A 26,764-nucleotide genomic window follows, 5' to 3' on the forward strand; every position below is an offset into this window, starting at 1 on the left:
CAACACATCGCGTCAGCGGCTGGACCGCCGGGCTGGCTTGGACCCAGGGTGATCACATGAAGCCGGTTCAGACGATCTTCATGCTGTGCGAGATATTCTTGACGTTCATGTAATTCTCAAGCCCTTCGGTGCCGCCTTCGCGCCCGTAACCGCTGGATTTGACGCCTCCGAAGGGCGTTTCGGGCAGGGACGCCTCCAGCGTGTTGAACGACAGGTTGCCCGCCTCGACCTCGTCCGTCATGCGGTCGATGTAATCCGCGCGGTTGGTGAAGCCGTAGGCGGCCAGCCCGAAAGGCGTGGAATTGGCCCTGGCAATTGCGTGGTCCAGCGATGCGACCGGGTTGATCACGGCAAGCGGCCCGAAGGGTTCTTCCTGCATCACATTCGCATCGTCCGGCACATTGGCCAGAACCGTGGGTTCAAAGAAATACCCCTGATTTCCCAGCCGCCCGCCACCGGCCAGAACCTCCGCTCCCTTGGCGCGCGCATCCTCGACCAGCGCGGAAAGAGCGGGCACGCGGCGGTCATTGGCAAGCGGGCCCATCTCAACGCCGTCCTCGACGCCATTGCCAACAACGGTGGCCTTGGCGCGTTTGACGAAGGTGTCAACGAAGGGTTCATAGATGCTCTCATGCACGAAGAACCGGGTCGGCGAGGTGCAGACCTGCCCGGCATTGCGGTATTTGCGGATCGCGCTGCTGAGCGCGGCGGCTTCGACATCGGTATCTTCGCAGACGATCACCGGCGCGTGGCCGCCCAGTTCCATCAACACGCGCGTCATGTTCTCCGAGGCCAGCGTGGTCAGGTGACGCCCCACGGCTGTCGAGCCGGTGAAGGCAACGAGCCGCACCGGGTCTTGGGCGATCAGGTGGCTGGAGATCTCGGCCGGTTCGCCAAAGACGAGGTTCAGCACGCCCGCCGGAAGGCCCGCATCGTGGAACGCCTCGACGATATGCTGCGCGCCAGCCGGGGTTTCCTCTGCCGCCTTGAGGATGATGGAGCACCCGCTTGCCAAAGCCCCGGCGATCTTGCGGCAGGGCTGGCTCATCGGGAAGTTCCAGGGCGACAGTCCCAGCACGACGCCGACGGGTTCGTGATGCACGATATAGCGCACGCCATGCGCGGAGGGGATCACCCTTCCATAGGTGCGCACGGCCTCGCCCGCGTCCCATTCGATGAACTCGCATCCCCGGATCACCTCAAGCCGCGCTTGCGCCAAAGGTTTGCCATGTTCGGCGGTGATCGACTGCGCGATCTCTTCCTGCCGCTCGCGCAGCAGCTTGGCGGCCTTCAGCATGATATCCGCCCGGCCGCGCGGTGCGGTGCGCCGCCAGAGACGGAAGCCGTCCTCCGCCGCGCTCAACGCATCGTCGAGATCCGAGATTTGGGCCTTGGGCAGACGGCCGATCTCGGCCTCCGTCGCCGGATTGACGACAGCCATGTCGTCAGAGGTCTTGCGCCACGCGCCGCCGATATACAGCTTCAGGTCCGGATAAGTGTTCATGAGGCCCTCTTGAATTCATGCTTTCTTGCCGAGGGTCACATGGATGTGGCAATCGCCTCAATGGAATTGAATGGATATTGATATCGGTTTCTATGATACTAGCCGCGCCTCAAATCGTGGCCGCTTCCTCGCGCAAAGCCTCCAGAAACGCGCTTCCGGCCGGGGACAGGCTGCTGCCGCCGCGATAAGAGACACCCACGGGCCGCCCGCCGAACGGAACATCCCAATCAATCGCCGACAATAGCCCCGCCTCGATATCGAGCGCCGCGACATGGGCCGGGAGCAGACCGACAAGGTCATGGGACCGAAGCAGCGAGCGATTGGCCAGGTAGGACACCGACTCGATCACCGTGGTCGGCAGGTATTGCCCCTGTTTGATAAAGAACTGATCCGTCTGCCGCCGGAGAGTGGTTTCGATGGGGGGCAAGATCCAGCCGAAGGGCTTGAGCTGTTCGAACGAGACGTTGGTGGCTGTGGCGAGCGGATGCTGCGTGCCTGCGACGGCCATCACACGCTCGTCGAAAAAGGTTTCCTGTTCGATCCTGGACCGGTGCCGGTGACTTGGCAGACGCCCCACGATCATGTCGATCTCGCCCGACCGCAGCGCGGGCATCAGCGCCTCGTTGGTGCCCTCGACGATCTTGATCGCAACATTGGGCCGGGTGTGCAGAAGCCGCTTTATCGCGCGCGGCAAAAGAGTCGGGGACGCGGCCAGCAAGGTGCCGACAACGACCCGGCCGCTATTGCCCTCGTTCAGATCGTCCAGTTCCTGCGCGGCGTTCGACACCTGCGCAAAGATCAGCTTGCCGTGCCGGATCAGCGCCTCGCCGAACACCGTCGGCACGACACCGCGATTGGTGCGCTCGAAAAGCTGGACCTCGAAATCGATCTCCAGATCCTGGATCATCTTGGTCGCCGCCGGTTGCGAGATGCCCAGATCGCGTGCGGCGTGTTGGATATTGCCGTGCTCGCCGACCTTCACCAAGAGCCGCAACTGGCGCAGTTTCAGCCGGGTCAGCGCGCGGTCGACGATGCGGGAGTGATTGGACACCATGGCGGCTTACGTCGTGATCGCGGCGCGGCGGCGCTCGATGGCGGAAATCACGCTCATCGCGGCAAGCGCGGAGCTGCGCGGATTGTCGGGCAGGGCCTTGCCCTCGATCCGGAAGGTGAAACTGCCGAAGGCGCCCTTTGCCTCGATCTCGTGGATATTGGCCGTCACATCGGGGTCGGCGATCAGCCGCGCCTTGGTGGCGTCAAAGCCCATCCCGGCGATGGCCACGGCGGCGGCGACATTGGCGTTTTTCGGGTATTCCGTCGCGGCCTGCCGCGCGGTGCCGTCGAAATGGGTGGTCGCAGATGTCAGCCCGTCCAGATCAATGCGATCCTCGGCGGGTGATCCGCGCCAGCCGTTCGGCGGCTTGCGCCCGGTATAGATCACCTCGGTCAACCCGCCGACACGCGCGGCTTGCATGCAATCGAGCGCGCCGATGGCCCCGCTTGCCAGATGCAGTTGCGCGCCGCCAGCGCGGGCGGCATCAGTGAGCCTTTGTTCCAGTGCAGCATCCGCCAGCGCGCCCAGCGACACCGTGATCAGGTCGATCCCGCGCTCCAGAATGGCCGCGCCATGGTCGATCAACGCGGCGTGTCCGGCGCAATCGACCATCAAATCTAGATCGGGCGGCAGATTGCCCACGCTGCTGACACGCGCCGCGCCGGTGTCATTCGGCTCGCTCAGCCGGGCAGGGCGCACGAGGATGGCGTGCGGACCGTTACCGCCTTCGCGCAGTTTGTCCGCCACATAGCGCCCGATGGCCCCTTCGCCGATGATCCCGATTTTCATGCGCGTCTCCAGTTTTCGCCATCTATAATCGAAACCCCAAGCTGTTTGCTATAGAAATTTTGGATACCCAATTCCAGCCCTTCCGATTGGCTTTCCTGCCAGCCCGGCGCTTAAGTGGGCGCAAACCAACCGCCACGATCTTTCGGAGCCGTTACCATGAAATACGCAAAGCACGACGCAAAGGCCTATGCCCGCGAAAACATGCGCGGCATCTGGGCAGCCGCGCTCAACCCGTTCGACGAGGATCTGGCGCTGGACGAGGCGGGCCTGCGCCGCAACATCCGCCACTGGATCGACGATCTGGGCATTCAGGGTCTGTTCATCGCCGGCAAGCAGGGCGAATTCTGGTCCATGTCGCTGGACGAGCGCAAGCGCAACATGACCATCGCGGCGGATGAATGCGGCGACACCGCAGGCACGATCATGTCGATCTCGGATCAGAACGTGGACACCGTGCTTGAGCTTGGCCGCCACGCGCAGGACTGCGGCGCGGATTACGTTGTCGTTCACGCGCCCATGCTTAGCTTCTGCCACGAGCGTGAGGAGGTTCTGTATAATTACTACAAGCACCTCTGCGACCGGCTCGATATCGGCATAGCGATGTGGAGCCATCCGGACAGCGGCTATCTGATGGAGCCGGAAACCTGCGCCCGGATCGCGGAACTGCCCAACATCATGGCGATCAAGTATTCCGTCCCGCGCGAGATGTATGCGCGCCTGACCAAAATGGTGGGCGACAAGATCCTCGTCTCCACCTCGGCAGAGGATGACTGGCTCGACAATATCGAGGAGCTTGGCTGGCAGCTTTATCTCTGCTCCTCGCCGCCCTACCAGTTGCAGACAAAGAACGACCGGCGGATGCACGAATATACCGAACTGGCCTTTGCCGGGAAATTCGACGAGGCGCGCCGCGTGCGCGACAGCCTCGATCCGGTGCGCCAAGCGATCAAGAGCACCAAGCCCGGCGGCAAGCCCACCGCGCATGGCAAGTATTGGCAGGAACTGCTGGGGCAGGTCGGCGGGCGCGTGCGCCATCCGATGCTGGAGCTGACCGAGGCGGAAAAATCCGCGACGAAAGAGGCGTTCGAAACCTGCGGGCTGAAGCTTTGACGCAAACGCCATGACGGGCGAGGGCTTCGCGCTCTTGGCCGCGCTGGCCTACGGGCTGGCGGGGGTCACTATCGTGCGGGGCAAGGCCACGGCGCAAGGCGACAATGGCGTGTTCCTCTCGGTCGCGGTGACAGCCGCGGTGTCGGGCGCGCTCTGGCTGGGATGGGGGCAGGTGGCAGCGGCGTCCCTGGCCACGCCCGGTGCCGTGCTGCCCATCGCCATTTTCATCGCCGCCGGGCTCTTCTCGATGGTGCTGGGCCGCCGCACCATGTATCGCGCGACCGAGCAGATCGGGCCGGTCGCCACCAGCCTGCTGCGGCGTCTGACGCCGGTTTTCGCCCTGCCGCTCGGCGTGATCTTTCTGGCCGAGGTTCCGGGCGCGAAAACCCTGCTTGGCGCGGTATTGGTGATCGCGGCGGTCCTTATCTATATCGGACGGCCCTCGGAGCCGCGCGGCGGCGCTGCAGGTGGCTGGTGGCTCGGCGTCGGATCGGCGGCGTTTTATGCAATGTCCTACGCGCTGCGCAGCGGCGGGCTCGACCGGCTGCCAGATGCGGCGCTTGGAACGTTGATCGGCGCGGGGGCGGGCATGATCTGGATGCTGTCCGCTGCGCTGGCGCGGGGCCGGGTGCGCGCATTGCTTGTCGATCGCGGGCCGTGGCATTGGCTCACCGCATTTGCGCTCAGCGCCGGGCAGATATTCCAGTTCTTCGCGCTCAAATCGGCATCGGTGGTGGTGGTTGCGACGCTCGGATCGCTTGAGGTGTTCTTCACCGCGCTTCTGGGCGTGGCACTGCTTGGCCGACCTGCGGCGGGTCTGTGGCGGTTGATCCTCCCGGCGGGGGTGGCGGTGGTGGGCACGGCTTTGATGGTGTGGTAGCGCTCGGTATCGGAAAACCCGATAACGGATTTCTCTGAAATAGGTCTTTGCCCGGCGCGAATTGGCCTAACCTTTGACTTGAATATCCGCCTCACCCCGAAGGCGCACTGCACGCAGGAGGAATGCACATGTCCAATCATCCGACGCTCAAGCCGTTCAATTTCAAGAAATGGGTCGAAGACAACGCCGACAAACTGCGCCCGCCCGTGGGCAACCAGCTGCTGCACAAGGAAGGCGACATGATCGTCATGGTCGTTGGCGGCCCCAACACGCGCGTCGATTTCCATGATGACCCGGTGGAGGAATGGTTCTTCCAGCAAAAGGGCGACATGATGCTCAAGATCGCCGATGGCGGCAAGATCTATGACGTGCCGGTGCGCGAGGGCGAGGTGTTCATGCTGCCGCCGCACACCCGCCACGCGCCGCAGCGGCCGCAGGAAGGCTCCATCGGCATTGTCGTTGAAGCGCCGCGTCAGCCGGGGATGAAAGAAGGGTTCGAGTGGTATTGCTTCAACTGCGAGGGGCTGGTGCATCGCGAGGAAGTGACGCTGGAAGGCCCGGACGGGATCGTGTCGGCGCTGCCCGTGATCTACGAGAAGTTCCATAGTAGCACCGAGGCACGGACCTGCCCCAATTGCGGCGAAATCCACCCCGGCAAGGGCAAGCCGCCCGCCGATTGGGTTCAGCTATAAATAACAAATACCGATCAGGGAGTTCGCCATGACACAGACCATCACCGCACTGGGCCGCGCGGCGCTTGCCGCGCTTGCCCTCGTGACCGCCAGCGCCGCCAGCGCCAAGGATTTCCGGCTGGGCCTGATCACCCCGCCCTCGCATGTCTGGACAAAGGCGGCAGAGGCGTTCGGCACCGAACTGGAAGAGGCGAGCGACGGCGCGCACAGCGTCACCGTCTTTCCGGCCCGCCAGTTGGGCAACGAGGCCGAGATGCTGCAACAGTTGCAGACCGGCGCGCTGGACATGGCGTTCATGACCGTCGCCGAAGTGTCGAACCGCGTCACCGATTTCGGCGCGTTCTACGCGCCCTATCTGGCGAATGACATCGCACATGCCGGGCGCATCCTGCGCAGCGATACGGCGAAAGGCATGCTGGATCAGTTGCCGCGCGAGGCGGGTGTCGTCGGCGTGGCCTATGGCATGGCGGGGCTGCGCCAGATCGTCAGCCGGGGGGAAGTCGACTCGGCGGAAGATCTTGCCGGGCTCAAGCTGCGCATCACGCCGTTCGATCCGATCCTCGATTTCTACAACGCCATCGGGGCGGCCCCGACACCCATGCCCTTGCCCGCGGTTTATGACGCGCTCGCCAACGGTCAGGTGGACGCGATCGACATGGATGCCGAACTGATCTGGGCGCTGAAATACTACGACCATGCCGACACGATCCTGCAGTCCGATCACATGATGTTCCCGATGGTCGGGCTTGTGTCGGGCCGGGTCTGGGCGGGCCTCTCCGAGGAGGACCGCGCGCTGATTGCAGAGCTGATGGAACAGCATCTGGACAGCACCATCGACACCTATGTCGAGCTCGAACAGGGGTGGCTTGACCAGATCGAAGGCACCGGAAAGACCTATGTCAAGGTCGACCGCGATTTCTTTGGTGATGCCGTCGATCAATGGAACGCGACATGGGCCGACAAGACCGCCACATTGGATGAGTTGCGCAAGGTCGCCGAGGACACGGCCAGCCAGTAAGGGCACCGTATTGCACCGGAGGCGCAGGGGTCCTGCGCCTTCTTTTTTGTGAAGGGGGAACGCGATATGTTGGGCAGCGCATCGGCGGCATGGGCGCGGGTCGAGGTGACGGCAGCGGCGCTGCTGGGCGCTGCGATCACCGTTTTGATCCTGCTCAACGTGATCACCCGCGCGGCTGGTGCGGCGCTGTTCTGGGTCGATGAACTGGCTATCTACGCGATGGCGTGGATGACGTTCCTCGGTGCCTCCGCCGCGCTGCACTATGGGCACAACGTGGCGGTGACGGTTGTGACCGATGCGCTGCCGCCGGCCGTGCGCAGGGTGGTCGCCAAGCTGGTCGATCTGATCGTGCTGGGATTTGCGCTCTTCATGCTCTGGTTCTGCTGGCGCTGGTTCGCGCCCTTGGATCTGGCGCGGCAGGGCTTTGATGTGTCGGCGTTTCAGGGGGCGACCTTCAATTTCATCTATGACGAACCGACAACGACGCTCGGCATCAAAAAGGTCTGGATCTGGAGCGTGATGTGGCTCTTTGCCCTTGGTGCCACGCTGCACAGCCTCGCGAACCTTTTAGGTCACCGCCCCGGCCGTCTCGAAGACGCGGAGGCCAGCCAATGACACCGCTGATCTTTGCCTTCAAACTGCTGATCGCGGTGCCGGTCGCGCTGGTGCTGGCGTTGACCGCGATCTGGTATATCTGGGAAAGCGGCAACACCGTCCTGTACGACAGCTTCGCGCAAAAGATGTTCTCGGGGCTGGAAAACTACGGCCTGCTGGCGATCCCGCTGTTCATGCTGACCGGAGAGATGATGAACGAAGGCGGCATGACGCGCCGCCTGATCAACGCCGCGCGCGTTTTTGTCGGCGGGTTCCGGGGCGGGCTGGCCTATATCAACCTGCTTGCCAACATGTTCATGGCCGCCATCATCGGATCGGCCACCGCACAGATTGCCGTGATGGCCCGCGCCATGACGCCCGAGATGGAGAAGGAAGGCTACGACACCGGCTTTGCCGCCGCGACCACTGCGGCGGGCGGGCTTCTGGCCCCCGTCATTCCGCCCTCGATGATGTTCGTCATTTTCGGCGTTTTGGCGCAGATCCCCATCGGCGACATGTTTCTGGCGGGGATCCTGCCCGGTCTGCTTCTTGCGACAAGCTTTGCCCTCGTGATCGCGGTGATCGGGTTCATCCAAGGGTTCCCAAAAGGCGATTGGTTCACACGGCAGGAGGCGATATCGGCGCTTCTGTCCTGCCTGCCCGCCGCGCTGATCCCGATTGCCATCATCGGCGGCATCCTTTTCGGCATTGCCACACCGACCGAATCCGCCGCCATCGCATCGCTTATCGCCTTTGTGGTCGGCTGGCTGATCTACAAGGAGTTGAAGCCCGGCTCCCTGCTGAAAATGTTCCGGCGCACGGCGGTGAATGCGTCGATGATCATTTTCATGATCGCTGCGGCGAATGTCTTTGGCTGGGTCATCATCTACGAGGCCCTTCCGCAAAAGCTGGCTGCGCTTATCACGTCGATCACCAGCGATCCGTTCCTGTTCCTGCTGATCGTCAACTGCATCCTGCTGCTGGTGGGCATGCTGATCGACGGCATCGCCGCGGTCATCCTGATCACGCCGATCCTGCTGCCCATCGCGATGAACGATTACGACATCAGCCCCTACCAGTTCGGCGTGGTGATGTGCCTCAATCTGGTGTTGGGCCTGCTGACCCCGCCTGTGGGCGTCGGCCTCTATATCGCGTCGTCGATGAGCGGCGCGTCCCCCGGCCGCATCCTGCGGTCGCTGTGGCCGTTTCTGTTGGCTGTGACCCTTATTCTGGTGATGCTCAGCCGGTTCCCGTGGCTGTCGACGGCCCTCATTTAACGGCGACGCATCCCGACTGACACTAAAAGCAGGCGGAAATGAAAAGCGGTGTTACATGCGGAAGCAATCTGCCGCCGCTTCACGAAGCCGTTTGGGGCCATGCCATCTTTGGGCGGTTCATCATATTTGACCCCCACAACAAGAGGCACGGGTGGAAGGGGCGATAACGAATGATTTTTGGTCAGACTGGCATGAAGAAAAACAAACCGCTTTTGCCGACAGGTTTGTCCGAACCCATTGGCACTGGACCCAAGGGCGCGCGGTATCTCACACGGCGGGGCGCGATGGGTCTGAGTTTGTCCGCTTTGACGTCACCCGCACTCCTGTCGATGCCCGTCGCGGCGCAAGAAGGCGAGGGCGACGGAATAGGTGCCCTTGCCGGTGAACTGGACCAGTTGCACGCGATTGTTGTGCGCCGCAACGGCGAGGCAGTTTTCGAACGGGCCTTTGCGGGTGGTGGGCTTGATGCAGCTGCCAATGTCAAATCTGTCTCCAAGACCCTGCTTGCCTTGCTGACGGGGGTCGCGATTGAGCGCGGTGCGCTTGCCGGGCCAGAGGTCAGGGTGCTTTCGGCTTTGGGACGCCCCGCAACCGGGGATGCGCGCGACGCCATCACTGTCGGCGATCTGTTGTCGATGCGAACGGGTTTGGCCAGCACCTCGGGCGGGGCCTATGGGGCCTGGGTGGCCAGTCCGGACTGGATCGACCATGTTCTGACGCGCGATCTTGTCGCCCGGCCTGGCGGGCGCTTTATCTATTCAACGGGCGGCTGGCATGTGCTGGGTGCGGTGCTGGCCCGGGTGACGGGGCGCGATCTGCTAAGCCTGACGCGCGACTGGCTGGGCGACCCGCTTGGCATTGACATCGCGCCCTGGGACCGCGACCCGCAGGGAAATTACATGGGCGGCAACCAGATGGCCCTGTCTCCGCGCGCCCTTGCACGGGTCGGTGAGATGGTTCTGGCCGAAGGACAGTGGAACGGTGCGCAAGTTATTCCCGCGTCCTGGATCAGCACAAGCTGGGAGCCGCGTGGCCGTTCGCAATGGAGCGGCGACAGATATGGGTATGGCTGGTTCCTGACACGCATCGGCGGTCAACGGGCGGCCTATGGCCGTGGTTATGGCGGGCAAATTCTGGCGGTTGTGCCGGATGTGGGGCTGACCATCGCCATCACCTCTGACCCGACCCGTCCGGCCCGGTCGGCTGGATATTTCGGTGATCTGCAAAACCTGATGGGATCAATCGTCGCGCGCGTCTAGCTGCGCGGCACGCCCGGTCTGCCCGGGTGCTATCGGCAACATTGGCACAAAGCGTCAGCGCAGTGGACCACCTGACTGAACGCCGGGTTCGGATCGCATCATCGGCACCGCCCTGCATCCGCTAAGGGCTGTCGTGCGTGATGCGTCTTTGCGTCGATATCGAGGGCGCTTTCTGCGGGAAACCAGACATCCAGAACACCGTTCCAATCATGATCATGTGCAGCCGGCATTCCGGCACTTCCTTGCCGGTCACAGGGCTGATCGGAAGGATTGTCGTCACAAGTTAACGCCGGTTAATCGGCTTGGGCTGAAGATGTGTGAAGCTTGGACAGATGAAGGGGCCGTCGGCCCCCTCATGAATTCGGAGGTTCGCTCAGATGTCTGTCTATGTTTTTGAAATCCTGTCCTTGAACGCGCTTGCACTGCTTGCTTTTCAAAGTCTTTCGAGGCTTGGCCCCAAACGAAAGCCGGTGCCCGTTATTGCCCACACCTGCAGATCCTGAGACTTGGCGGGTGAGGACAGAAGATCATGCAAGACACGTTGATCCCCATAGACCTGCTGCATTGGCTTGCGGCGGCGGCACCGATCCTGATTTTGGCGTTTCTTCTGGTGCAATTGCGCTGGACGGCGCAGCAGGCGGGCACCACGGGCATGTTTGTGGCGGCTGCGGTTGCGTTGCTGTTGTTCCAGACGCCTGTTGAGACCCTTGCTGCGGCCGGGGCCAAGGGCGTGTGGGATTCCGCGCCGATCCTCTTTGTGATCTGGGCGGCGCTGTTTTTGTATCACGTCATGAACAAGGCCGGCGGATACGAGGCGTTGCGTCAGGGTATCGTCAGTTTCAGCCGCAATGAGCTGTTCATCGTAGTGGCGCTTGGCTGGGTGTTCACCTCATTCCTGCAAGGGATCGACGGGTTCGGCACCCCGATCGTGGTGGTGGCGCCGCTGCTGGTCGCCATCGGGATGCGGCCTGTCTATGCGGTGGCGATCCCCATTATCGCGCATATCTGGGCCAAGTATTACGGCACGCTCGGGCTTGGCTGGATCGCCTCGTTGCAGGTGGTCGATCTGAACGCCGCCACGACCGCCGCGATGGGCACGCAGACCGCCGGGCTGATGATCATTCAGGTGCTTTTGGGCGGCTTTACCATTGTGTGGATGTACGGACGTTGGGCCGCGATCCGCCATGCCTGGCCGCTGATCCTGATCATCTCGGCCATTCAGGGGGTGGGGCAGCTTCTGGTTGTGCAGTTTCAACCGGTTCTGGGTGTGTTCATCCCGGCGGCGCTGGCCATGCTGGCGCTTTATCCGCTGTCGCGGTGGCGGCGCTATGCGGACCCCAGCACCGATATTCCGGTGCGCCCGGCCATGAGGGGCGACATGACCGGCGACATCGCAGAGAAAACGCCGCCGATGGGGTTGGCCATGTCCTTCATGCCCTATGGTGTGTTGACGCTGATCACCCTTGGCTCGGCGCTCATTGATCCTCTTGCCGAGGCTTTGGGCCGGTTTACCGTTGGTCTGCCCTTTCCCGATGTCGCCACCGGCTATGGCATCGTGAATGCAGCCGTTGACGCCTATTCGCCCATCGCGCCCTTGCAGAACCCGGGCACCAGCCTGGCCCTGACGGCGGTGCTGACCTGGGTGATCTTCACGCTGCGCGGCTATTACAAGACGTGGCAGACCCGCCATCCCGACGAAGACACGTCGATCATCGGTGGCCTTATTGCCAGTGCGATCCCTGCCTCTGTGCCGATCATCGCGTTTCTGGTGATGGCGCGGGTGATGGATCATTCGGGCCAGAACGAGGCTTTGGCCTACGGGATTGCCGCCGTGGCACCGGCCACTGTCTATGCCTTCATGGCGAACGGCATCGGCGTGATCGGGGCCTTTGCGACGTCCAGCAGCACGTCTTCCACGCTGATGTTCTCTGACCTGCAACAGACGATGGCCAAGCTGAAAGAGCTGCCCGTGGCGACCATTCTGGCGGCGCAAAACGCGGGCAGCAATATCGGGAACGCCATTGGCCCCGCCAACGTTGTTCTGGGGGCAAGCACTGCCGGGATCAGCGGCCGCGAAGGCGACATCCTGCGCAAGACCCTGCCCTGGACCCTTGCGGCGTTCGTGCTGACCGGGGGCGCGACCGTCCTGATGGTCATGTTCGGCAATTAAGGAGGACAGGCGATGACGACCCTTTTCCGAAACCGGCTCGCCTATCTGAGCCTGTCGTTCTTCCTGCTGGTCGCGGCGTTTCCGCTGATCAGCATCGGGATGACCACCGGGCCTGATCTGCTGTGGTGGCTGGGCCTGCTGTCGCTGATCTGCGGCGGACTGATCCCGCCGGCGCAACGGCTGATCCTTGGTGCGCCACCCGCCACGACCGACAACGATTCCTGACCAAAGGCACACTCCTCAATTCGAAAGGACTGATACAATGAGCAACGCACTCGGACCCCGCACTGGACGCCCGCCTGTTTACGCCCCACGCGGCATGGTGTCGTCGCCGCATTATTTGGCTTCGGAATCCGGCATGAAAGCCCTGCGTCAGGGCGGCAGCGCCGTGGATGCCGCGATTGCGCTGAACCTGACGATGGCTGTGGTCTATTCGCAGATGTCGGGCATTGGCGGGGATGGGTTCTGGCTGATTGCCGGGGGCAAGGCCAAGGACGTAGAGGCGATCCGTGCCAGTGGCCCGTCGGCGGCCAAGGCCACCATCGAATTTTACAACGATAAAGGCCACACCGACCGCATCCCCGACCGGGGGCCACTTGCCGCGCTGACGGTGCCCGGTGCATTGGACGGGTTCCGCATCGCGCATGACCGCTATGGCAAGCTCGACTGGGCCGACCTGTTCGAAGACGCCATTCACTACGCGCGCAATGGCTTTGCTGTCACGCGCTCCCTGGCGGACTGGATGGTCGCAGATGAGCATCTGCTGAAAAAGGACCCCGGCATGGCGGAAACCTTTTCGCCCAACGGCAAACCGATGCGCGACGGCGAGTCCCTTGCGCAGCCCAAGCTGGCAGATACGCTGGAGTTGATCGCGAAAAAGGGCGTGCGCGCGGGGTTTTACGAGGGCGAGCTGGCCGAACGTATCTGTGCTGGGCTGGAGCCCGAAGGATCGCCGCTGCGCGCAGAGGATTTCGCCGAGTATCAGGCCGAATGGGTCGATCCGATCACGACGACCTACCGGGGATATGATATCTACCAGCTTCCGCCCAGCACGCAGGGCATGACGGCCATTCAGTTTCTCAACCTGCTGGACGGCTACGATGTGGCAAGCTGGGGCGACAACACACCCGACTATTATCACCATATGGCCGAGGCGCTGAAACTGTCGGCAGCGGACCGCGATGAATGGCTGACCGACCCCAATTTTGTCGACATCCCGTTGGATAAGTTGCTGAGTAAAGAGTACGCCGACGAGCGCCGCAAGCTGATCCAGGCGGATCGTGCCTTGACGGACGACGAGGCGGTGCCCGGCCTGCGCTATGGCACCGAGTTTGACAAATCCGCCCCGAAGGGCGGCACGGTCTATTTCTGTGTGACCGATAGCGATGGGATGATGGTGTCGAAAATCCAGTCGCCCTATTACGATTTCGGCGCCTGTGTGATGGGGGGCGACACCGGCATCATCATGCAGAACCGGGGTAGCTTCTTTGCGCTGGATGAAAACCACCCCAACCGGCTTGAGCCGCGTAAGAACACCTTTCACACCATCATTCCGGCCCTTGCGATGAAGGACGGCACCCCGGCGATTGCCTATGGCACAATGGGTGGGGAAGGGCAGTCGCAGACGCAGGCCGCGATGCTGACCCGGATGATCGACTTTGGCTATGACGTGCAACAGGCGATCGAGGCGCCCCGTTGGCTTTATGGGCGCACATGGGGGATGGCGTCGCGCGATCTGTGGATTGAATCCGATGTGCCGGAAAACGTGCTGCGCGAACTCATCGCGCGCGGCCAGCCAGTGAAACGGGTGGGCCGCTGGGACAGCATCGTGGGCCACGCCCAGGCGATCCGCTGGAACGCCGATACCGGCTTTTACGAAGGCGGGGCCGACCCGCGCGGCGATGGCTGCGCGATAGGATACTAGAGAACCCGTCGCCCCCCGACCATCGCAGATGTCCGGGGGGGAGTGGGGCCGACAAGTTGGGAGCAAAGGTCAATGTACAAACATATTCTCGTAGCAGCAGACGACTCCGAGCTTGCGCTCAAGGGGCTAGAGCACGCGGTGTCCCTGGCCAAGTCGCTTGATGCGAAACTCACAATCCTCACCGTGTCAGAGCCGATGCAACCCGATGCGGCACAAGCCGCCTGGATGGCCGGTGTCAAAGGAGCCACTGACCGTTATGAGGAGCAGCTTGAACGCAAGGCACAAGAACGCTTCGCGGTTTTCAGGGAGCGCGCCGAGGAACACGGGATCCAGGCTGGCCTTGCGCATGAGATTGATACCTCTCCGGCGGAAGCAATTGTGCGCACTGCAAGGCTGAAGGCGTGCGATTTGATCGTGATGTCGTCACACGGACGTCGCGGCGTTCAAAAGATGCTGCTTGGCAGCCAGACATCGGAAGTGTTGGTCAAAACCTCGGTTCCGGTGCTGGTCATCCGCTGATCGCCCTCCCCCGCGATACAAAAACACCGACGACAGACCGTACAAAGGACATGGGCACATGACCGACACTCAAATTCCGATTGATCTTTTACAGTGGGGTTACGCGCTTTTGCCGATCCTCGTTTTGATGGTTTTGATGGTTCTGCTGCGCTGGACCGCGCCGCAGGCGGGGATGTTTGGCATGTTCACCGCAGCGGCGGTGTCGCTGTTCGCGTTCCAGACCCCGCTGGAAACCCTCGCCGTGGGCGGGGCCAAGGGCATCTGGGATGCCGTGTTCATCCTTTATGTCGTCTGGCCCGCGCTGCTTTTGTATCAGGTGACAGATCAGGCCGGCGGCTACGAGGCGCTGCGGCAGGGGATCACCAAGTTCAGCCGCAATGAGCTGTTCGTTGTGTTGGCGCTTGGCTGGGTGTTTTCGTCCTTCCTGCAAGGGATTGCAGGCTTTGGCACCCCGATTGCCGTGGTCGCGCCCTTGCTGGTGGCCTTTGGGGTCCGCCCCATCTATGCGGTGGCTTTCCCGATCATCGCGCATGTCTGGGCCAAGTTCTTTGGCACCTTGGCGGTGGGTTGGCTGGCCACATTGCAGGTGGTTGACCTGGCCGATCAGGCCGCCGTCGCGTTCCAGACGGGTTTGCTGCTCATTATCCCGGTGGTCCTTGGCGGGTTTACCGTGGTCTGGATGTACGGGCGCGGGCCTGCGCTGCGCCATGCCTGGCCGCTGGTGCTGATCATCTCGGTGATTCATGGCGGCGGGCAGGCGGTGATGACGCTGGTTGATCCGGTTCTGTCCACCTTCATTCCGGCCACGCTTGCCCTGCTCGCGCTGTACCCTCTGTCGCGCTGGAAACGCTATGCCGACATGCCCGACAGCATCACCGACCGCCCGGCCATGCGGAACGACCGCAGCCATGACACAGCCGAGACAGCGGCGCCCATGGGCTTTGCCATGTCGTTCCTGCCTTACGTGCTGTTGACCGTTCTGACCATCGGTGCGCTGGTGATCGAACCAATCAATCAGGCGCTTGGCGTGTTCAGTGTGGGCCTGCCGTTCCCGGCCGTGACCACCGGCTATGGCATCCTGCGCGAAGCCGCGTCGCCCTATTCGCCCTTTAGCCCGCTGACCCATCCCGGCACGTTCCTTTTGATCACGGCGTTTGCCACCTGGGGGATCTACCGGGCCCGTGGGTATTACGCCGCGCAGGCGCGGGCCGAGGGCGAGGCACCAGAAGACCGTTCCATCACCAGCGCGCTTTTTGCCGATGCGGTTCCCGCCTCTGTGCCGGTGATCGCGTTTCTGGCGATGGCACAGATGATGAACCATTCGGGCCAGAACGATGTGCTTGCCCTCGGGATCGCATCCGTTGCCCCGGCCATGGCCTTTGCCTTTGCCTCCAGCAGCATCGGCGCGCTGGGGGCCTTTATGACATCCTCCAGCACGTCGTCCAACGTGTTGTTCTCGGACCTGCAGCAATCGGTGGCAGAGCTGAAAGACCTGCCGGAAGCCAGCATCATCGCCGCGCAATCCGCAGGCGGTGCCATCGGTAACGCGATTGCGCCCGCCAACGTGGTGCTGGGGGCCAGTACCGCAGGCATCGCGGGGCAGGAGGGTGCAATCCTGCGCAAGACCCTGCCCTGGACACTTGTGGCCGTAGCCCTGACCGGGGCCGCCACCATGCTGCTTGTCTGGCTGATCCCGTAACGCAAAAGGGGAACCGAACATGAATCGTTTTCTGACACTGAGTGTTTCGCTGGTGCTTTTGCTGATCGCTTTCCCGCTGATCAGCATCGGAACCACAAGCGGCCCGGCTCTGTTGTGGTGGATCGGGCTGGGTGCCCTTGTCCTTGGGGGCATCCTGCCTCCGCTGCGCAGGCTGTTTCCGGAAAAAGACAAAACCCCCGAACCAACAAAGGTTGGCCTGCCAGAAGACGACCGCGTCTGAACGCAGGAGAGCGAATGAATAGGCGACCCGGTCGGAAACAAACGTCTGTGAACCAGATGGTCAGGACAGAATGGGCAGGTGATCGTTCGATCCGCTTCACCATGTCAATGACGTTGAGCCAGAGACCGGTGGACACAGAACGCCGTCGCGCGCAGTGTGACGGTGGATTTGATGTGGGGTGTGACGATGGCCGGGACGGTGGCTTTGGTGCTTGGCGGCGGTGGCGCGCGGGGGCTGGCGCATATCCATGCGCTCAAGGCGTTCGATGACCTTGGGGTCCGACCCACAATTGTGGCGGGTACGTCCATCGGTGCCATTCTTGGCGCGTGCTATTGCGCGGGCATGTCCGGGGCCGAGATCGAGGATTATGCGCTCACCCGGTTCGAGGATCGCACGCAACTGATCGCGGACGCCTTCAAGGTCCGCCCCGATAGCTTTAAGAGCTTCCTGCAAGATGGCGGTATGCGCGTGGGGGAGTTCAACCTTGAAACCGTGCTGTCAGTGTTTCTGCCGGACCGTGTGCCTGCCCGTTTCGAGGATTTGCCGCTGCCGCTTGTCGCTGTGGCGACGGAGTACCACGCCGCTGCGGATGCGGTTCTGACCTCTGGCGATCTGCGCAAGGCCATTGCGGCGTCGGCGGCGATCCCTGCGGTGTTCCTGCCGGTTGCGATCAACGGGCGCTATTGCATTGACGGTGGCGCAACCAATCCGGTGCCTGTGAATGTGGTGGCCGACCAAGCCGATCATATCCTTGCTGTGGATGTGTCGGGCGGGCCGGTGGGCAACGGGGGCACGCGCCCCACAAAGGTCGATGCCGTCTCAGCCTTTATGCAGATGATGCAAATGACCATGGCGCGTCAGATGTCCGAGGCGCATGACCGCAGCGTCCTGCTGCGCCCCGGCGTCAACCAATTCAAGACGCTCGATTTTCTGAAAGTGACCGAGATCCTGACCCGGACCGCGCCGTTCCGCGAAACGGTCAAGGCGCAGCTGGAGGAAATGTTGGGCAATGCCTGACCCGCGACATCGCGGTAGAACCGAATGAGCGTGGATATGAGCCTCTTTTTCACGTCCAATCGGCCCTGATCGGACTCTGGTTTAAGCTTGCGTTTCGGCCCTTTGCCGTTGGTCCTTCACCGCGATCCACAGTGCCAGTGCCACCACAACCGCAATCAGGCCAAAGCCCACCGAGACCGCCACCGCCCAGGACGTCGCCGACAGCGTGACAAACACCGCCGCGGTGATCACCGCGATGCCAACCGCGGTGCCGATGCGTTGCCCGGTTTGCATGATGGCCCCCGAACTGCCCGCGTAATCGAGCGGCACATCCGCCAGTGTCAGTGTCTGGTTCGGGCTGATCACGCTGCCTTGGGCGACGCCGATGAACGACAGCGACGCCATCAGCCACCAGATGCTGATGCCGCGCGTTTCGACCAACACCACAACCACAATGCTCAGCGCAAGCCCCACAAGCGCCAGCACCAGACCGCCGATCACCACCTTGCGCCCCAGATACGCGACCCGATCCCCCGCCCAATGCGCGGCATAGGCCGACAGCAGGGCGGCTGGCACGCCGAACAGCGCCGATTGCAAGGCGGTATAGCCCGCGCCCTCTTGCGCATAAAGCGCGACAAGCACCCAGACGCTGGTCACACCCATGAAATACAGCGCCATGATGGTGATGCCGTTGGTAAAGCTGGAGGTCGAGAAGATCTTGAGGTCCACCATCGGCTGGCATCCCAATCGCACGTAATGTTGTTCCCACCGAAGCCAGAGAACCCCAAGCACGCCCCCCACCGGCAAAAGAACCCAGAGCAGCGCGTTGCTGCCGCCCTCGACAAATGGGAACAGCACCGCCAGCACTGCCAGTGCCAGCAAAAGCGCGCCCACCGGATCAAGCGAGCGCAGGCCGCTGCCGACACGCGGCAGGCGGACGATCAGCGGGCGCGGGAACCACAACCAGCCCAGCACCATGGCCAGCACTCCGATGGGGACGTTGACCAGAAAGGTCAGACGCCAGCCCATATCCGCGCCGCCAACCTGGATCAACAGCCCGCCCAGAACCGGCCCGATGGCGACGGACAGGCCGACCGTGGTGCCGAAATAGCCAAACGCCCGGCCACGGGCGTCGCCGCGAAAGTAATGCTGGATCATGCCCAGCCCTTGCGGGTTCAGCAGCCCAGACCCGATGCCCTGCGCAAACCGCGCCGCGTTCAGCCATTCCGCACTGGGCGCAAGCCCGGCGGCAACCGAAGACAGGGTGAAGATCGCCACCCCGATCAGGAACAGCCCGCCGCGTCCCATAATGTCACCCGCACGCCCGGCGGCGACCAGAACGACCCCAAAGGTCAGGGCATAGCCCGACAGCACCCATTGCAGATCCGACTCCGACGCGTCCAGCCCCAGACGGATCGAGGGTAGGGCGACATTCACGATGCTGACACTGACCAATGTCATGAAAATCGTGATCAGCAACACAAATAGGATGCGCCACCGGATCGGGTCTGCCGAGGCATGTTCCGTAGCATCATCGGATGCAGAATATTCGGCTGTTGATTGAGCCATTTTAACAACGTTCCTTTCAGCGCAGCCCATGGCCCGTTGAGTGAAACGTATAGCGCGGCAAAAAAGTTGCGAAACAGGGTAATTAGAGTGCGGACCTACAAGTCTGCCACCGCTTAGACCAAAGGCGCGTTACGGGTCAGGAATGCTTCATCGGCTTCGCGCGCGCAGCCGTTTGAATGGCATAGACCGATGTGCAGGCGGTGATGAACAGAAGCCCGTCCGGGGCAAAGCAGAAATTCGTGGATTTCTCGGGCGTGCGGATCACGCCCAGCTTGGTCGCATCCGGCGCAAGGACATGCACGCCGCCCGGGCCGTTGCAGTAGAGCCTGCCGTCAAGGTCCACCTTCATGCCGTCAGGCACGCCCTCGCCCTCGCCCGTAATCTCGGCCCAGACAGCGCCCCCCGACAGGCTGCCATCGCTGGTCACGTCGAACACCCGGATATGCGGCCCCCAGCTGTCATTGATGAAAAGCTGGCGTTCATCGTTGGAAAAGCACAAGCCGTTGGGTTGCTTGAAATCGCGCACCACGGCCGCAAGCGTGCCGTCCGGGTCAAGCCGGAACACGCCTTGAAAGTCCAGCTCTTGGTCCCGCAGGATGCCCAGATCCTCGCGCAGACGGCCAAAGGACGGATCGGTAAACCAGATGCGGCCCCGGCTGTCGCAGACCACATCATTGGGAGAGTTCAGCTCCTTGCCCTCGAAATGCGAGGCCAGCACGCGCACCCGCTTGCCGCCATGATCATGCACCACCAAATGGCTTGAGGCATGTTCGCAGGACACGACACGCCCGTCGAGATCAAAGCAATTGCCGTTGGCCTGATTGGATGGATGGCGAAAGCTATCCAACGTGCCGTCGCGCCACGTGTATTGGCGGCTTTCGGCGATGTCCGAAAAGATCAGCGTGTCGCTGTCCGGGTCCCAGATCGGGCCTTCGGTAAAGGTAAAGCCGCCCGCAACCCTGCGCAGCACTTCACCTTCGGCGATCACACCGTCAATGGCGGTTTGGCGCAGGCCGTCTTGGGGATGGTCTTCGGGCATTGTCAGGCCTCCTGAATGGGTGCGCTGAGGTCATAGACCTCGGGGGCGATTTGGGAATACAGTTTGCGCAGGGCCGGATCGTGGCCCGGGATGACCCTGTCGCGCGGAAAGGACCGCAGCCAGTCAAGCCCGCGCGCCATGGCTTTCGGATCGGACACGATGGCAAAAAGCGCACCGCTGTCGATGCTTTCAAAGTAATGCGCCACATCCGAGGCCAGCACAAGCCGCCCGCGATGTGTTTGCACCGTCAGCGCCATCAGGCCTTCGGAGTGACCGCCAATCAGGTGCGCCTGCAGGCCCTCGGCAAGCTGCGCGTCGCCGTCATGCACTGTCACCTGCCCATCATGCAAACGGCGCACGACTTCGGTGACGTGATCGGCGGTATAGGGCATGCGCAGCACCGGGTTTGCCATATGCGCGCTGGTGGCAAAGCGCAGCTCGGCGGCCTGAACCTCGAGCCGGGCGTTCGGATAGGCCTCGAGCGCCCCGGCGTGATCGAAATGCAGATGGGTCAGGATCACGCGCGTGACCTGTGCTAGATCAATGCCCAGCCTCGCCAGCATCGCGGGTGGTTCTTCGAACACGCTGCGCCCGCGCCGGGTGGCTTCGGCAGAGGACATGCCGGTGTCGACGACAATCACCTCTGCCCCGCGCCGCAGCACCCAGAAATAGAAATCCATCGGGTGCGGCGCGTCCGGGTCGGGATCGAACGGAAAGCTGTCGCGCCGCGTGCGGGCGGTGTTTTCGCCGTAGCGCAGGGCGTAGACATCCCAGTTCATACCGTCAGATACCGCTTTTGCAGGTCCGTGTCGGCGCGCACCTCGGCGGCGGTGCCGGACCATTTCACCTGACCTTTCTCAAGAATGTAGACGCGATCGGCAAGATCGAGCACGAAATCAAGGTTCTGTTCGGCCAGAACCACGGACAGCCCTTCATCGCGCAGCGCCTGCACCTGATGGAACACATCGCGCACGACAAGCGGTGCCAGACCTTCGGACGGTTCATCAAGCAGGATCACCTCTGGGTCATTCATCAGCGCACGGGCGATGGTCAACATCTGTTGCTGCCCGCCGGACAGGTAGCCGCCGCGCCGCTGCATGAGTTTTTCAAGGTCCGGGAACAGGCCGATGACCCGCGACACGCTCCAACCGCCCTTGGACCGGGTCGAGGCCACATCAAGGTTCTCTTGCACGGTGAGTTCGGGAAAGATCCGCCGGTCCTCGGGCACCCAGGCCAGCCCGGCGCGGTTCATCAGGTGCGGCGCGGTGCCGGTGGTGTCCTGGCCCTTGAAACGCACCTGCCCGTCGCTGGGCGGGGTCAGGCCCATGATGGCGCGGAAGGTGGTGGATTTGCCAACCCCGTTGCGCCCCATCAGGGCGACCACTTCGCCGGGATGCACCTTGAGCGAGACACCGAACAAGACGCGCGACTGGTCATAGGCGGCGTGCACATCGCGCACTTCAAGGATCGGCTCTGCGGTGTGATCAAGCGGCATGTTCGCCCCCCAGGTAGACGCGCTGGACCTCTTCGCTGTTGCGCACCTCTTCGGGGGTGCCATGGGCAATCGGCGTGCCTTGCACAAGAACGGTCATGCGCGTGGCGATGGCAAAGACGAATTCCATATCGTGCTCGGTGAACAAAAGCGTCAGCCCGCGTTCTTCCTGCAAACGTTTGATCAGGGCCAGAATGTCCATCGTTTCTTGCGGTGACATGCCTGCGGTGGGCTCATCAAGCAACAAAACCTTGGGTTCCGAGGCGAGAGACAGCGCAAGTTCAAGCTGCTTTTGCTTACCATAGGCCAGCGTGCCCGCCACGCGCGGCGCGTCCTCGGCCAGACCGACCTGCGCCAGAAGCGCCTGCGCTTCGTCGCGGTAGAGGCTGTCGCCGGGTGTGAAGAAGTCCCACAACCGGCGGTGATGTGCCAGCAAGGCGGATTGCACGTTTTCAAAGGCGGTCAATTCGGGAAACACATTCACCCGCTGAAACGACCGCCCCATCCCGCCGCGCACCAGCCGGTCAGGGGCCGCGCCGGTGATGTCGCGCCCGTCCAGCGTGACGCTGCCTGTGGTCGGTTTGAGGTATCCCGTGATCGCGTTGAACAGCGTCGACTTGCCCGCGCCGTTCGGGCCGATGACGGCATGACGCGCGCCCTTTTCGACGGTCAGGTCCACCTTGGACAGCGCCCAGAAGCCGTCAAAGTTCTTGCCCAGATCACGCACTTCAAGCATCGGGTTTCCTTTTCTTGAAGAGACCGATCAATCCGTCCGGCAGGAAGAACAGCACGACCAGCAGGATGATCCCCAGAACGGTGGGCCAGTATTCCGTCACCTCGGTGATCTGGCGGTCCAGCAGGATCAGCGCCGCGGCGCCCAAAGCCGGGCCAAAGAAACTGCCGACACCGCCGAGGATGGACATGATCAGCACCTCGGCTGATTTGGTCCACCATGCGAATTCGACAAACACCGCGCGGTTGAGCAGCGTGAACAGCGCCCCGGCGACGCCGGTGAAGGTGCCTGACAGAACAAAAGTCACAAGGCGCACCCGGCGCACCGGCACGCCCAGAAATTCGGCGCGTTGCGGGTTTTCGCGGGTGGCGCGCAGGATGCGGCCAAAGGCAGAGTGCACGATGACCCAGAGGATCGCGCTGCACAGCACGACAACCGCGAAGGTCACGTAGTAGAACGCAACAGGCTGTGTGAGCCATGCGGGGATCGCGACACCAACAAAGCCCTCATCCCCGCCGGTGAAATCCGCCTTGAAGGCGATGGCCCAGACCAATTGGCTGAACGCGAGGGTGAGCATGGCAAAGTAGATCGCCGTCAGGCGCACGCAGAAATAGCCCACCAGCACGGCCACCGCCGTCGACATCAGGACCGCTGCGGGAAAGGCAAGGCCGAGGGGCCAGCTATAGGTCGTGAGCAAGATGGCCAGCCCATAAGCAGCAATGGCGAAATAGGCGGCGTGGCCAAAGCTGACCAACCCGCCATGGCCCAGCATCAGGTTGAACGCCAGCGCAAAGAGGATGAAGATCAGGATCTCGGCCCCAAGGAAAATGCCGTATTCGCCGAACAGGACCGGCACCACGGCAAAGCCCGCAAGCGCAAGGGCCACCAGGATAAGCACTCTCATGTCGCTTCCTCGCGTCCCAAAAGGCCCCAAGGCCGCACCAATAGGATGCCGATCATCAGAAGATAGACCAGCACCAGCTCAAACTGCGGGAAAAGGATTGTGCCAAAGGAAGTGAGCAGGCCCAGCATGATCGCCCCCAGAAACGCGCCCCACAGGCTGCCCAGCCCGCCGATGATCACGATGATGAAACATTGCACGATGATCTCGGCATCCATGCCGGGAAAGAGCGAGCGGTCGGCCGCGGCCAGCGCCCCGCCCATGCCCGCCAGCGCGGCACCCAACACGAAGACGCTGGCAAAGACGGTGGGGACATGCACGCCCAGGGCCGACAACATCTCGCGGTCCATGCGGGCCGCGCGGGTCAGGCGGCCCCAGCGGGTTTTCTCTACCAGAAGCCAGAGGGACACAGCCACCACAACGCCAAAGACGCACAGAAACAGACGGTATTTCGGATAGAACGTCACGCCCAAATCTGCCGCGCCGCGTAGGCTGTCGGGGTGCGAAATCGTCAGGATGTCGGTGCCCCAGATGACCTTCACCGCGTCATTGATCAAAAGCACGAGCGCAAAGGTGAACAACAGCTGATAGTGTTCTTCCCGGCCATACAGGTGTTTCAGCATCGTGCGTTCGACCACCAGTGCCAGAACGCCCAGAACAAGCGCGGCTGCGATGGCACCGATCCACAACGCCCCCGGAACGCCATCAAGCCACACTTCGGTCACTTGCCAGGCGACATAGCCGCCCAGCATGAAAAACGCGCCATGCGCGAAGTTGATGATCCGCAGCACCCCAAGGATCAAGGTCAGCCCGGCGGCGATGATGAACAGCACCATCGCCATCGACAGACCGTTGAGCACGGTCATCGCCAGGAACATCGGGTTCGACAGCATGACGCGCGCGCCTTAGTCGATCAGGCCATCGGCCGAGATATACTCGATCTGCGTGAGCACGGGCGCATCGTAGCCGTCGATCGTGCTTTCGCCGATCTGGCCCCAGAAGGTGCCGCGATCTGCCTGTTGGCTGCCCTCGCGCATGGTGAGCGGGCCAAGATATGTGTTGATCGTCAGCCCCTTGAGCGCGTCCGACACTGCCTGGCTGTCGGTGCTGCCAGCTGCGCGGATGGCCTCGTCGATGAACTGCATGGCAATATAGCCCGTGGCATGGAAGCCATCCGGCGTGTCGCCGATCTGCGCCTCAATCGCGGCCAGATATTCCTGATGTTCTTCGGTTTGCGGATAGTAGAACACTTCGACCGCGTTGGTCCAAATGCCCATGGGCATCTCGTCACCCATGTTTTCCAGGAACTTGGTCGAGCCCAGAACCCCTGCCGAGACATATTCGAACTGGTCAAAGAACCCGAACGCGCTGGCCTGTTTGGCAAAGCCGGGGAACCGCCCGGACCAGATGCCCGAGAACACGCCATCGCAATCGCTGCTCAGCAATTCGGTGATGAACGATCCGTAATCATCCGCATTGGCAGCGGGCCAGACTTGCGTGACGATCTCGGCCTCGGGGCGCAATTCGGCCAGGTGTTCCTCGAACGCGGTGCCAAGGTCATGGCCGTAGGAATAATCCAGAAGGATGGTGCACACCTTGTCCCAGCCCAGACGGTCGGCAAGGATCGCGGCGGATTTGCCTTCGCTGTCGGTGTTGTCAGCCGAGCGGAAAACGAATGGGTGGATGTTGTCTTCGTTGGTCAATTGCACGGTTTTCGGGATACCCGCCATGTAGACCGTTTCGGTCTGACGCGCGACTTCGGAGATGGCGAGCGCTTCGGCAGAGGACACACCCCCGATCAGGAAATCGACACCGTCCTTGGTGACAAGATCCCGCGCCGCCGAGGTGGCCGTGGCCGGGTTGCACTGGCTGTCGCGGTGCAGTGTTTCGACCATGCGCCCGTCGATGCCGCCATTGGCGTTCAGGCGTGACACATAGGCCTCGTGCCCCTCAAGCGCCCGCGTGCCTGCGGTGGCGCAGCCCCCGGTCGTTGGCAGCAGCACGCCCACCTTGATCGGCTCCGCATCCTGGGCCGACGCCGCCCCGGCAAGCGTTGTGGACAAAAGAACGGCGCTGAGGCGCAGTGTATGTGTCATGGTTGATCCTCCCTTGATCGTGTGAAATGAGCGCAGCCTTGATCTGCACACGTGATCATGTTTGTGATTGAAATAGACTTGACGCGTGACGGTCAAGAGGCAAGTCTTGAATTATTCAACTCAGGAACGTTTGATGGACGGACGTATTGCAGGAAAGACGGTCACAGCCGCCGATGTGGCCCGGGCGGCGGGTGTTTCGCGATCAATGGTATCGCGGGCGTTTCGGGAAAACGCTTATGTGTCATCCGAGCAAAGGGAAAAAATATTAAAGACAGCCAACGCGTTAGGATACAGCCCCAACGTCATGGCCCAGGCCCTGATTTCCGGCAAGACACCGTTTGTCGGGGTGGTCACATCGGGCCTTGCCAATCCTATTCATGCCGAACTCTATGGCGCTTTGGTGCAGGAAATGCAGGCGCGCAGCCTTGTCCCGCTGTCGTTTCAGATGGTCACAGGGGGCGCGGACAAGGACGATCTGACATCTGCACTCGAAACCATAAAACGCTTCGAGGTGCGCCAGATCGTTCTTACCTCCTTCGCGGTGAGCGACCGGGTTCTGGATGCCTGTCTTGAAACGGGTTTGCGTGTGCATCTGCTCAACCGGGCCGACGATCAGGGGCGCACGGGGGCGGTCTGTGCGGATGTTGCGCAAGGCGGCGTTCTGGCCGCGCGCCATGCGATCGAGACCGGACGCCGCCGCATTGCCATCCTTGATGGTGCGCCCGGCGCATGGACCGCGCGTCAGCGTCGGGCCGGGTATGAACAGGGGCTGGCCAATGCGGGACAAAGCCCGGTGGCGATCCTGCCCGGCGATTACACAGAACGCTGCGGTTTTGTTGCGGCGGCCGACATTGCCGCCATGACACCCCGCCCCGATGCCGTGCTCTGCGCCAACGACCTAAGCGCCTGCGGCATGATCACGGGATTGCGCGCCAATGGCCTGCGGGTGCCCGAAGATGTTGCGGTGATCGGCTTTGACGACATTCCCCAAGCGGCGTGGTCGAGTTTTCATTTGACCACGGTCAGCCTTCCAGTGCGCCCGATGGTGTCGCAACTGTGCGATCGGCTTGCCGATGACACACCGCCAGATATCGACCCCGTCACGCTTTTGCCCTGCAGCCTCAAAAAACGCACATCCGGCGGATAATGCTTGTGCGAGGGGGTGCCCCAAGCTCGTAAAGAATTGAAACAATATACAAAAATTGTTT

26 protein-coding genes are annotated in these 26,764 nt (G+C 62.3%); 15 read left to right on the forward strand and 11 right to left on the reverse strand.

Going from position 1 to position 26,764, the window contains the following annotated elements; translation table 11 throughout:
• Positions 1 to 67: 67 nt before the first annotated feature.
• The 3 genes from ACG74X_RS14710 to ACG74X_RS14720 form a co-directional block, all read right to left on the reverse strand.
• Positions 68 to 1,504 carry an NAD-dependent succinate-semialdehyde dehydrogenase gene (locus ACG74X_RS14710; protein WP_411235810.1) on the reverse strand — a complete coding sequence of 479 codons (1,437 nt, stop codon included), beginning with the start codon at positions 1,502 to 1,504 and terminating at the stop codon, positions 68 to 70.
• Positions 1,505 to 1,613: 109 nt separating this feature from the next.
• Positions 1,614 to 2,558: a LysR substrate-binding domain-containing protein gene (locus ACG74X_RS14715; RefSeq protein WP_411235812.1), complete on the reverse strand. Its 945-nt coding sequence runs from the start codon at positions 2,556 to 2,558 to the stop codon at positions 1,614 to 1,616.
• Positions 2,559 to 2,564: 6 nt separating this feature from the next.
• On the reverse strand, positions 2,565 to 3,347 hold the full coding sequence (locus ACG74X_RS14720) for an aspartate dehydrogenase (RefSeq protein ID WP_411235814.1): 783 nt from the start codon (positions 3,345 to 3,347) through the stop codon (positions 2,565 to 2,567).
• A gap of 156 nt (positions 3,348 to 3,503) precedes the next feature.
• Here ACG74X_RS14720 and ACG74X_RS14725 point away from each other — a divergent pair, with 156 nt between their 5' ends.
• From ACG74X_RS14725 to ACG74X_RS14790, 14 genes are all read left to right on the forward strand, one after another.
• Entirely contained in the window at positions 3,504 to 4,457 is a 954-nt protein-coding gene (locus ACG74X_RS14725) for a dihydrodipicolinate synthase family protein (RefSeq protein WP_411235816.1), read from the forward strand.
• A gap of 10 nt (positions 4,458 to 4,467) precedes the next feature.
• The gene (locus tag ACG74X_RS14730; protein ID WP_411235817.1) at positions 4,468 to 5,337 is read left to right on the forward strand and encodes an EamA family transporter; all 870 of its coding nucleotides are present in this window, start codon (positions 4,468 to 4,470) and stop codon (positions 5,335 to 5,337) included.
• A gap of 128 nt (positions 5,338 to 5,465) precedes the next feature.
• On the forward strand, positions 5,466 to 6,029 hold the full coding sequence (locus ACG74X_RS14735) for a 3-hydroxyanthranilate 3,4-dioxygenase (protein ID WP_411235819.1): 564 nt from the start codon (positions 5,466 to 5,468) through the stop codon (positions 6,027 to 6,029).
• 28 nt (positions 6,030 to 6,057) lie between these two features.
• Positions 6,058 to 7,047, forward strand: a complete 990-nt coding sequence (locus ACG74X_RS14740) for a TRAP transporter substrate-binding protein (protein WP_411235820.1) — start codon at positions 6,058 to 6,060, stop codon at positions 7,045 to 7,047.
• A gap of 66 nt (positions 7,048 to 7,113) precedes the next feature.
• Positions 7,114 to 7,662: a TRAP transporter small permease gene (locus tag ACG74X_RS14745; RefSeq protein ID WP_411235821.1), complete on the forward strand. Its 549-nt coding sequence runs from the start codon at positions 7,114 to 7,116 to the stop codon at positions 7,660 to 7,662.
• Positions 7,659 to 8,918: a TRAP transporter large permease gene (locus ACG74X_RS14750; RefSeq protein ID WP_411235822.1), complete on the forward strand. Its 1,260-nt coding sequence runs from the start codon at positions 7,659 to 7,661 to the stop codon at positions 8,916 to 8,918. The genes ACG74X_RS14745 and ACG74X_RS14750 overlap by 4 nt, the downstream gene beginning before the upstream one ends.
• Before the next feature lie 191 nt (positions 8,919 to 9,109).
• Complete coding sequence (locus tag ACG74X_RS14755; RefSeq protein WP_411235823.1) at positions 9,110 to 10,177, forward strand: serine hydrolase domain-containing protein; 1,068 nt, start codon at positions 9,110 to 9,112, stop codon at positions 10,175 to 10,177.
• A 529-nt stretch (positions 10,178 to 10,706) separates the two neighbouring features.
• A complete protein-coding gene (locus ACG74X_RS14760) occupies positions 10,707 to 12,347 on the forward strand; it encodes an L-lactate permease (protein ID WP_411235825.1) in 1,641 nt (546 codons plus the stop codon).
• A 12-nt stretch (positions 12,348 to 12,359) separates the two neighbouring features.
• Positions 12,360 to 12,572 carry a hypothetical protein gene (locus tag ACG74X_RS14765; RefSeq protein WP_411235826.1) on the forward strand — a complete coding sequence of 71 codons (213 nt, stop codon included), beginning with the start codon at positions 12,360 to 12,362 and terminating at the stop codon, positions 12,570 to 12,572.
• Between the two features lie 37 nt (positions 12,573 to 12,609).
• A complete protein-coding gene (ggt, locus tag ACG74X_RS14770; RefSeq protein ID WP_411235827.1) occupies positions 12,610 to 14,271 on the forward strand; it encodes a gamma-glutamyltransferase in 1,662 nt (553 codons plus the stop codon).
• Positions 14,272 to 14,343: 72 nt separating this feature from the next.
• Positions 14,344 to 14,790 (forward strand): universal stress protein, encoded by a 447-nt coding sequence (locus ACG74X_RS14775; RefSeq protein WP_411235828.1) that lies wholly within the window; start codon positions 14,344 to 14,346, stop codon positions 14,788 to 14,790.
• Positions 14,791 to 14,848: 58 nt separating this feature from the next.
• Positions 14,849 to 16,489 (forward strand): L-lactate permease, encoded by a 1,641-nt coding sequence (locus ACG74X_RS14780; protein WP_411235829.1) that lies wholly within the window; start codon positions 14,849 to 14,851, stop codon positions 16,487 to 16,489.
• Positions 16,490 to 16,508: 19 nt separating this feature from the next.
• Entirely contained in the window at positions 16,509 to 16,730 is a 222-nt protein-coding gene (locus tag ACG74X_RS14785) for a hypothetical protein (RefSeq protein ID WP_411235830.1), read from the forward strand.
• Positions 16,731 to 16,886: 156 nt separating this feature from the next.
• Complete coding sequence (locus ACG74X_RS14790) at positions 16,887 to 17,747, forward strand: patatin-like phospholipase family protein (protein ID WP_411235831.1); 861 nt, start codon at positions 16,887 to 16,889, stop codon at positions 17,745 to 17,747.
• Positions 17,748 to 17,828: 81 nt separating this feature from the next.
• Here ACG74X_RS14790 and ACG74X_RS14795 read toward each other — a convergent pair whose 3' ends face one another.
• From ACG74X_RS14795 to ACG74X_RS14830, 8 genes are all read right to left on the reverse strand, one after another.
• Positions 17,829 to 19,295 (reverse strand): MFS transporter, encoded by a 1,467-nt coding sequence (locus ACG74X_RS14795; RefSeq protein ID WP_411235832.1) that lies wholly within the window; start codon positions 19,293 to 19,295, stop codon positions 17,829 to 17,831.
• A gap of 136 nt (positions 19,296 to 19,431) precedes the next feature.
• Positions 19,432 to 20,334, reverse strand: coding sequence for an SMP-30/gluconolactonase/LRE family protein (locus ACG74X_RS14800; protein ID WP_411235833.1), 903 nt, complete (start codon positions 20,332 to 20,334; stop codon positions 19,432 to 19,434).
• 2 nt (positions 20,335 to 20,336) lie between these two features.
• A complete protein-coding gene (locus ACG74X_RS14805; RefSeq protein WP_411235835.1) occupies positions 20,337 to 21,113 on the reverse strand; it encodes an N-acyl homoserine lactonase family protein in 777 nt (258 codons plus the stop codon).
• Positions 21,110 to 21,829, reverse strand: a complete 720-nt coding sequence (locus ACG74X_RS14810; RefSeq protein ID WP_411235836.1) for an ABC transporter ATP-binding protein — start codon at positions 21,827 to 21,829, stop codon at positions 21,110 to 21,112. Before ACG74X_RS14810 ends, ACG74X_RS14805 begins: the two co-directional genes overlap by 4 nt.
• Positions 21,819 to 22,562, reverse strand: a complete 744-nt coding sequence (locus ACG74X_RS14815) for an ABC transporter ATP-binding protein (protein WP_411235837.1) — start codon at positions 22,560 to 22,562, stop codon at positions 21,819 to 21,821. The genes ACG74X_RS14810 and ACG74X_RS14815 overlap by 11 nt, the downstream gene beginning before the upstream one ends.
• Entirely contained in the window at positions 22,555 to 23,463 is a 909-nt protein-coding gene (locus ACG74X_RS14820) for a branched-chain amino acid ABC transporter permease (RefSeq protein ID WP_411235838.1), read from the reverse strand. Before ACG74X_RS14820 ends, ACG74X_RS14815 begins: the two co-directional genes overlap by 8 nt.
• Positions 23,460 to 24,353 carry a branched-chain amino acid ABC transporter permease gene (locus ACG74X_RS14825; RefSeq protein WP_411235839.1) on the reverse strand — a complete coding sequence of 298 codons (894 nt, stop codon included), beginning with the start codon at positions 24,351 to 24,353 and terminating at the stop codon, positions 23,460 to 23,462. The genes ACG74X_RS14820 and ACG74X_RS14825 overlap by 4 nt, the downstream gene beginning before the upstream one ends.
• 12 nt (positions 24,354 to 24,365) lie before the next feature.
• Positions 24,366 to 25,556, reverse strand: coding sequence for an ABC transporter substrate-binding protein (locus ACG74X_RS14830; protein ID WP_411235841.1), 1,191 nt, complete (start codon positions 25,554 to 25,556; stop codon positions 24,366 to 24,368).
• A 133-nt stretch (positions 25,557 to 25,689) separates the two neighbouring features.
• On the opposite strand from ACG74X_RS14830, the gene ACG74X_RS14835 reads away from it, so the two are divergent.
• Positions 25,690 to 26,703, forward strand: a complete 1,014-nt coding sequence (locus tag ACG74X_RS14835; protein WP_411235842.1) for a LacI family DNA-binding transcriptional regulator — start codon at positions 25,690 to 25,692, stop codon at positions 26,701 to 26,703.
• The last annotated feature ends 61 nt before the right edge of the window (positions 26,704 to 26,764 follow it).

The organism is Marivita sp. S0852, from assembly GCF_046591575.1.
In the GTDB taxonomy this organism is placed as follows: Bacteria; Pseudomonadota; Alphaproteobacteria; order Rhodobacterales; family Rhodobacteraceae; genus Marivita.

What these genes read in the sequence shown, in the direction of transcription:
- ACG74X_RS14765 (WP_411235826.1), top strand. Translation starts at nt 12,360, where the DNA reads ATGACGACCCTTTTCCGAAACCGGCTCGCCTATCTGAGCCTGTCGTTC.
- ACG74X_RS14730 (WP_411235817.1), top strand. Translation starts at nt 4,468, where the DNA reads ATGACGGGCGAGGGCTTCGCGCTCTTGGCCGCGCTGGCCTACGGGCTG.
- ACG74X_RS14820 (WP_411235838.1), bottom strand. Translation starts at nt 23,463, where the DNA reads ATGAGAGTGCTTATCCTGGTGGCCCTTGCGCTTGCGGGCTTTGCCGTG.
- ACG74X_RS14745 (WP_411235821.1), top strand. Translation starts at nt 7,114, where the DNA reads ATGTTGGGCAGCGCATCGGCGGCATGGGCGCGGGTCGAGGTGACGGCA.
- ACG74X_RS14830 (WP_411235841.1), bottom strand. Translation starts at nt 25,556, where the DNA reads ATGACACATACACTGCGCCTCAGCGCCGTTCTTTTGTCCACAACGCTT.
- ACG74X_RS14740 (WP_411235820.1), top strand. Translation starts at nt 6,058, where the DNA reads ATGACACAGACCATCACCGCACTGGGCCGCGCGGCGCTTGCCGCGCTT.
- ggt (WP_411235827.1), top strand. Translation starts at nt 12,610, where the DNA reads ATGAGCAACGCACTCGGACCCCGCACTGGACGCCCGCCTGTTTACGCC.
- ACG74X_RS14755 (WP_411235823.1), top strand. Translation starts at nt 9,110, where the DNA reads ATGAAGAAAAACAAACCGCTTTTGCCGACAGGTTTGTCCGAACCCATT.
- ACG74X_RS14775 (WP_411235828.1), top strand. Translation starts at nt 14,344, where the DNA reads ATGTACAAACATATTCTCGTAGCAGCAGACGACTCCGAGCTTGCGCTC.
- ACG74X_RS14805 (WP_411235835.1), bottom strand. Translation starts at nt 21,113, where the DNA reads ATGAACTGGGATGTCTACGCCCTGCGCTACGGCGAAAACACCGCCCGC.
- ACG74X_RS14835 (WP_411235842.1), top strand. Translation starts at nt 25,690, where the DNA reads ATGGACGGACGTATTGCAGGAAAGACGGTCACAGCCGCCGATGTGGCC.
- ACG74X_RS14710 (WP_411235810.1), bottom strand. Translation starts at nt 1,504, where the DNA reads ATGAACACTTATCCGGACCTGAAGCTGTATATCGGCGGCGCGTGGCGC.
- ACG74X_RS14810 (WP_411235836.1), bottom strand. Translation starts at nt 21,829, where the DNA reads ATGCCGCTTGATCACACCGCAGAGCCGATCCTTGAAGTGCGCGATGTG.
- ACG74X_RS14760 (WP_411235825.1), top strand. Translation starts at nt 10,707, where the DNA reads ATGCAAGACACGTTGATCCCCATAGACCTGCTGCATTGGCTTGCGGCG.
- ACG74X_RS14825 (WP_411235839.1), bottom strand. Translation starts at nt 24,353, where the DNA reads ATGCTGTCGAACCCGATGTTCCTGGCGATGACCGTGCTCAACGGTCTG.
- ACG74X_RS14735 (WP_411235819.1), top strand. Translation starts at nt 5,466, where the DNA reads ATGTCCAATCATCCGACGCTCAAGCCGTTCAATTTCAAGAAATGGGTC.
- ACG74X_RS14715 (WP_411235812.1), bottom strand. Translation starts at nt 2,558, where the DNA reads ATGGTGTCCAATCACTCCCGCATCGTCGACCGCGCGCTGACCCGGCTG.
- ACG74X_RS14720 (WP_411235814.1), bottom strand. Translation starts at nt 3,347, where the DNA reads ATGAAAATCGGGATCATCGGCGAAGGGGCCATCGGGCGCTATGTGGCG.
- ACG74X_RS14725 (WP_411235816.1), top strand. Translation starts at nt 3,504, where the DNA reads ATGAAATACGCAAAGCACGACGCAAAGGCCTATGCCCGCGAAAACATG.
- ACG74X_RS14795 (WP_411235832.1), bottom strand. Translation starts at nt 19,295, where the DNA reads ATGGCTCAATCAACAGCCGAATATTCTGCATCCGATGATGCTACGGAA.
- ACG74X_RS14815 (WP_411235837.1), bottom strand. Translation starts at nt 22,562, where the DNA reads ATGCTTGAAGTGCGTGATCTGGGCAAGAACTTTGACGGCTTCTGGGCG.
- ACG74X_RS14750 (WP_411235822.1), top strand. Translation starts at nt 7,659, where the DNA reads ATGACACCGCTGATCTTTGCCTTCAAACTGCTGATCGCGGTGCCGGTC.
- ACG74X_RS14785 (WP_411235830.1), top strand. Translation starts at nt 16,509, where the DNA reads ATGAATCGTTTTCTGACACTGAGTGTTTCGCTGGTGCTTTTGCTGATC.
- ACG74X_RS14800 (WP_411235833.1), bottom strand. Translation starts at nt 20,334, where the DNA reads ATGCCCGAAGACCATCCCCAAGACGGCCTGCGCCAAACCGCCATTGAC.
- ACG74X_RS14780 (WP_411235829.1), top strand. Translation starts at nt 14,849, where the DNA reads ATGACCGACACTCAAATTCCGATTGATCTTTTACAGTGGGGTTACGCG.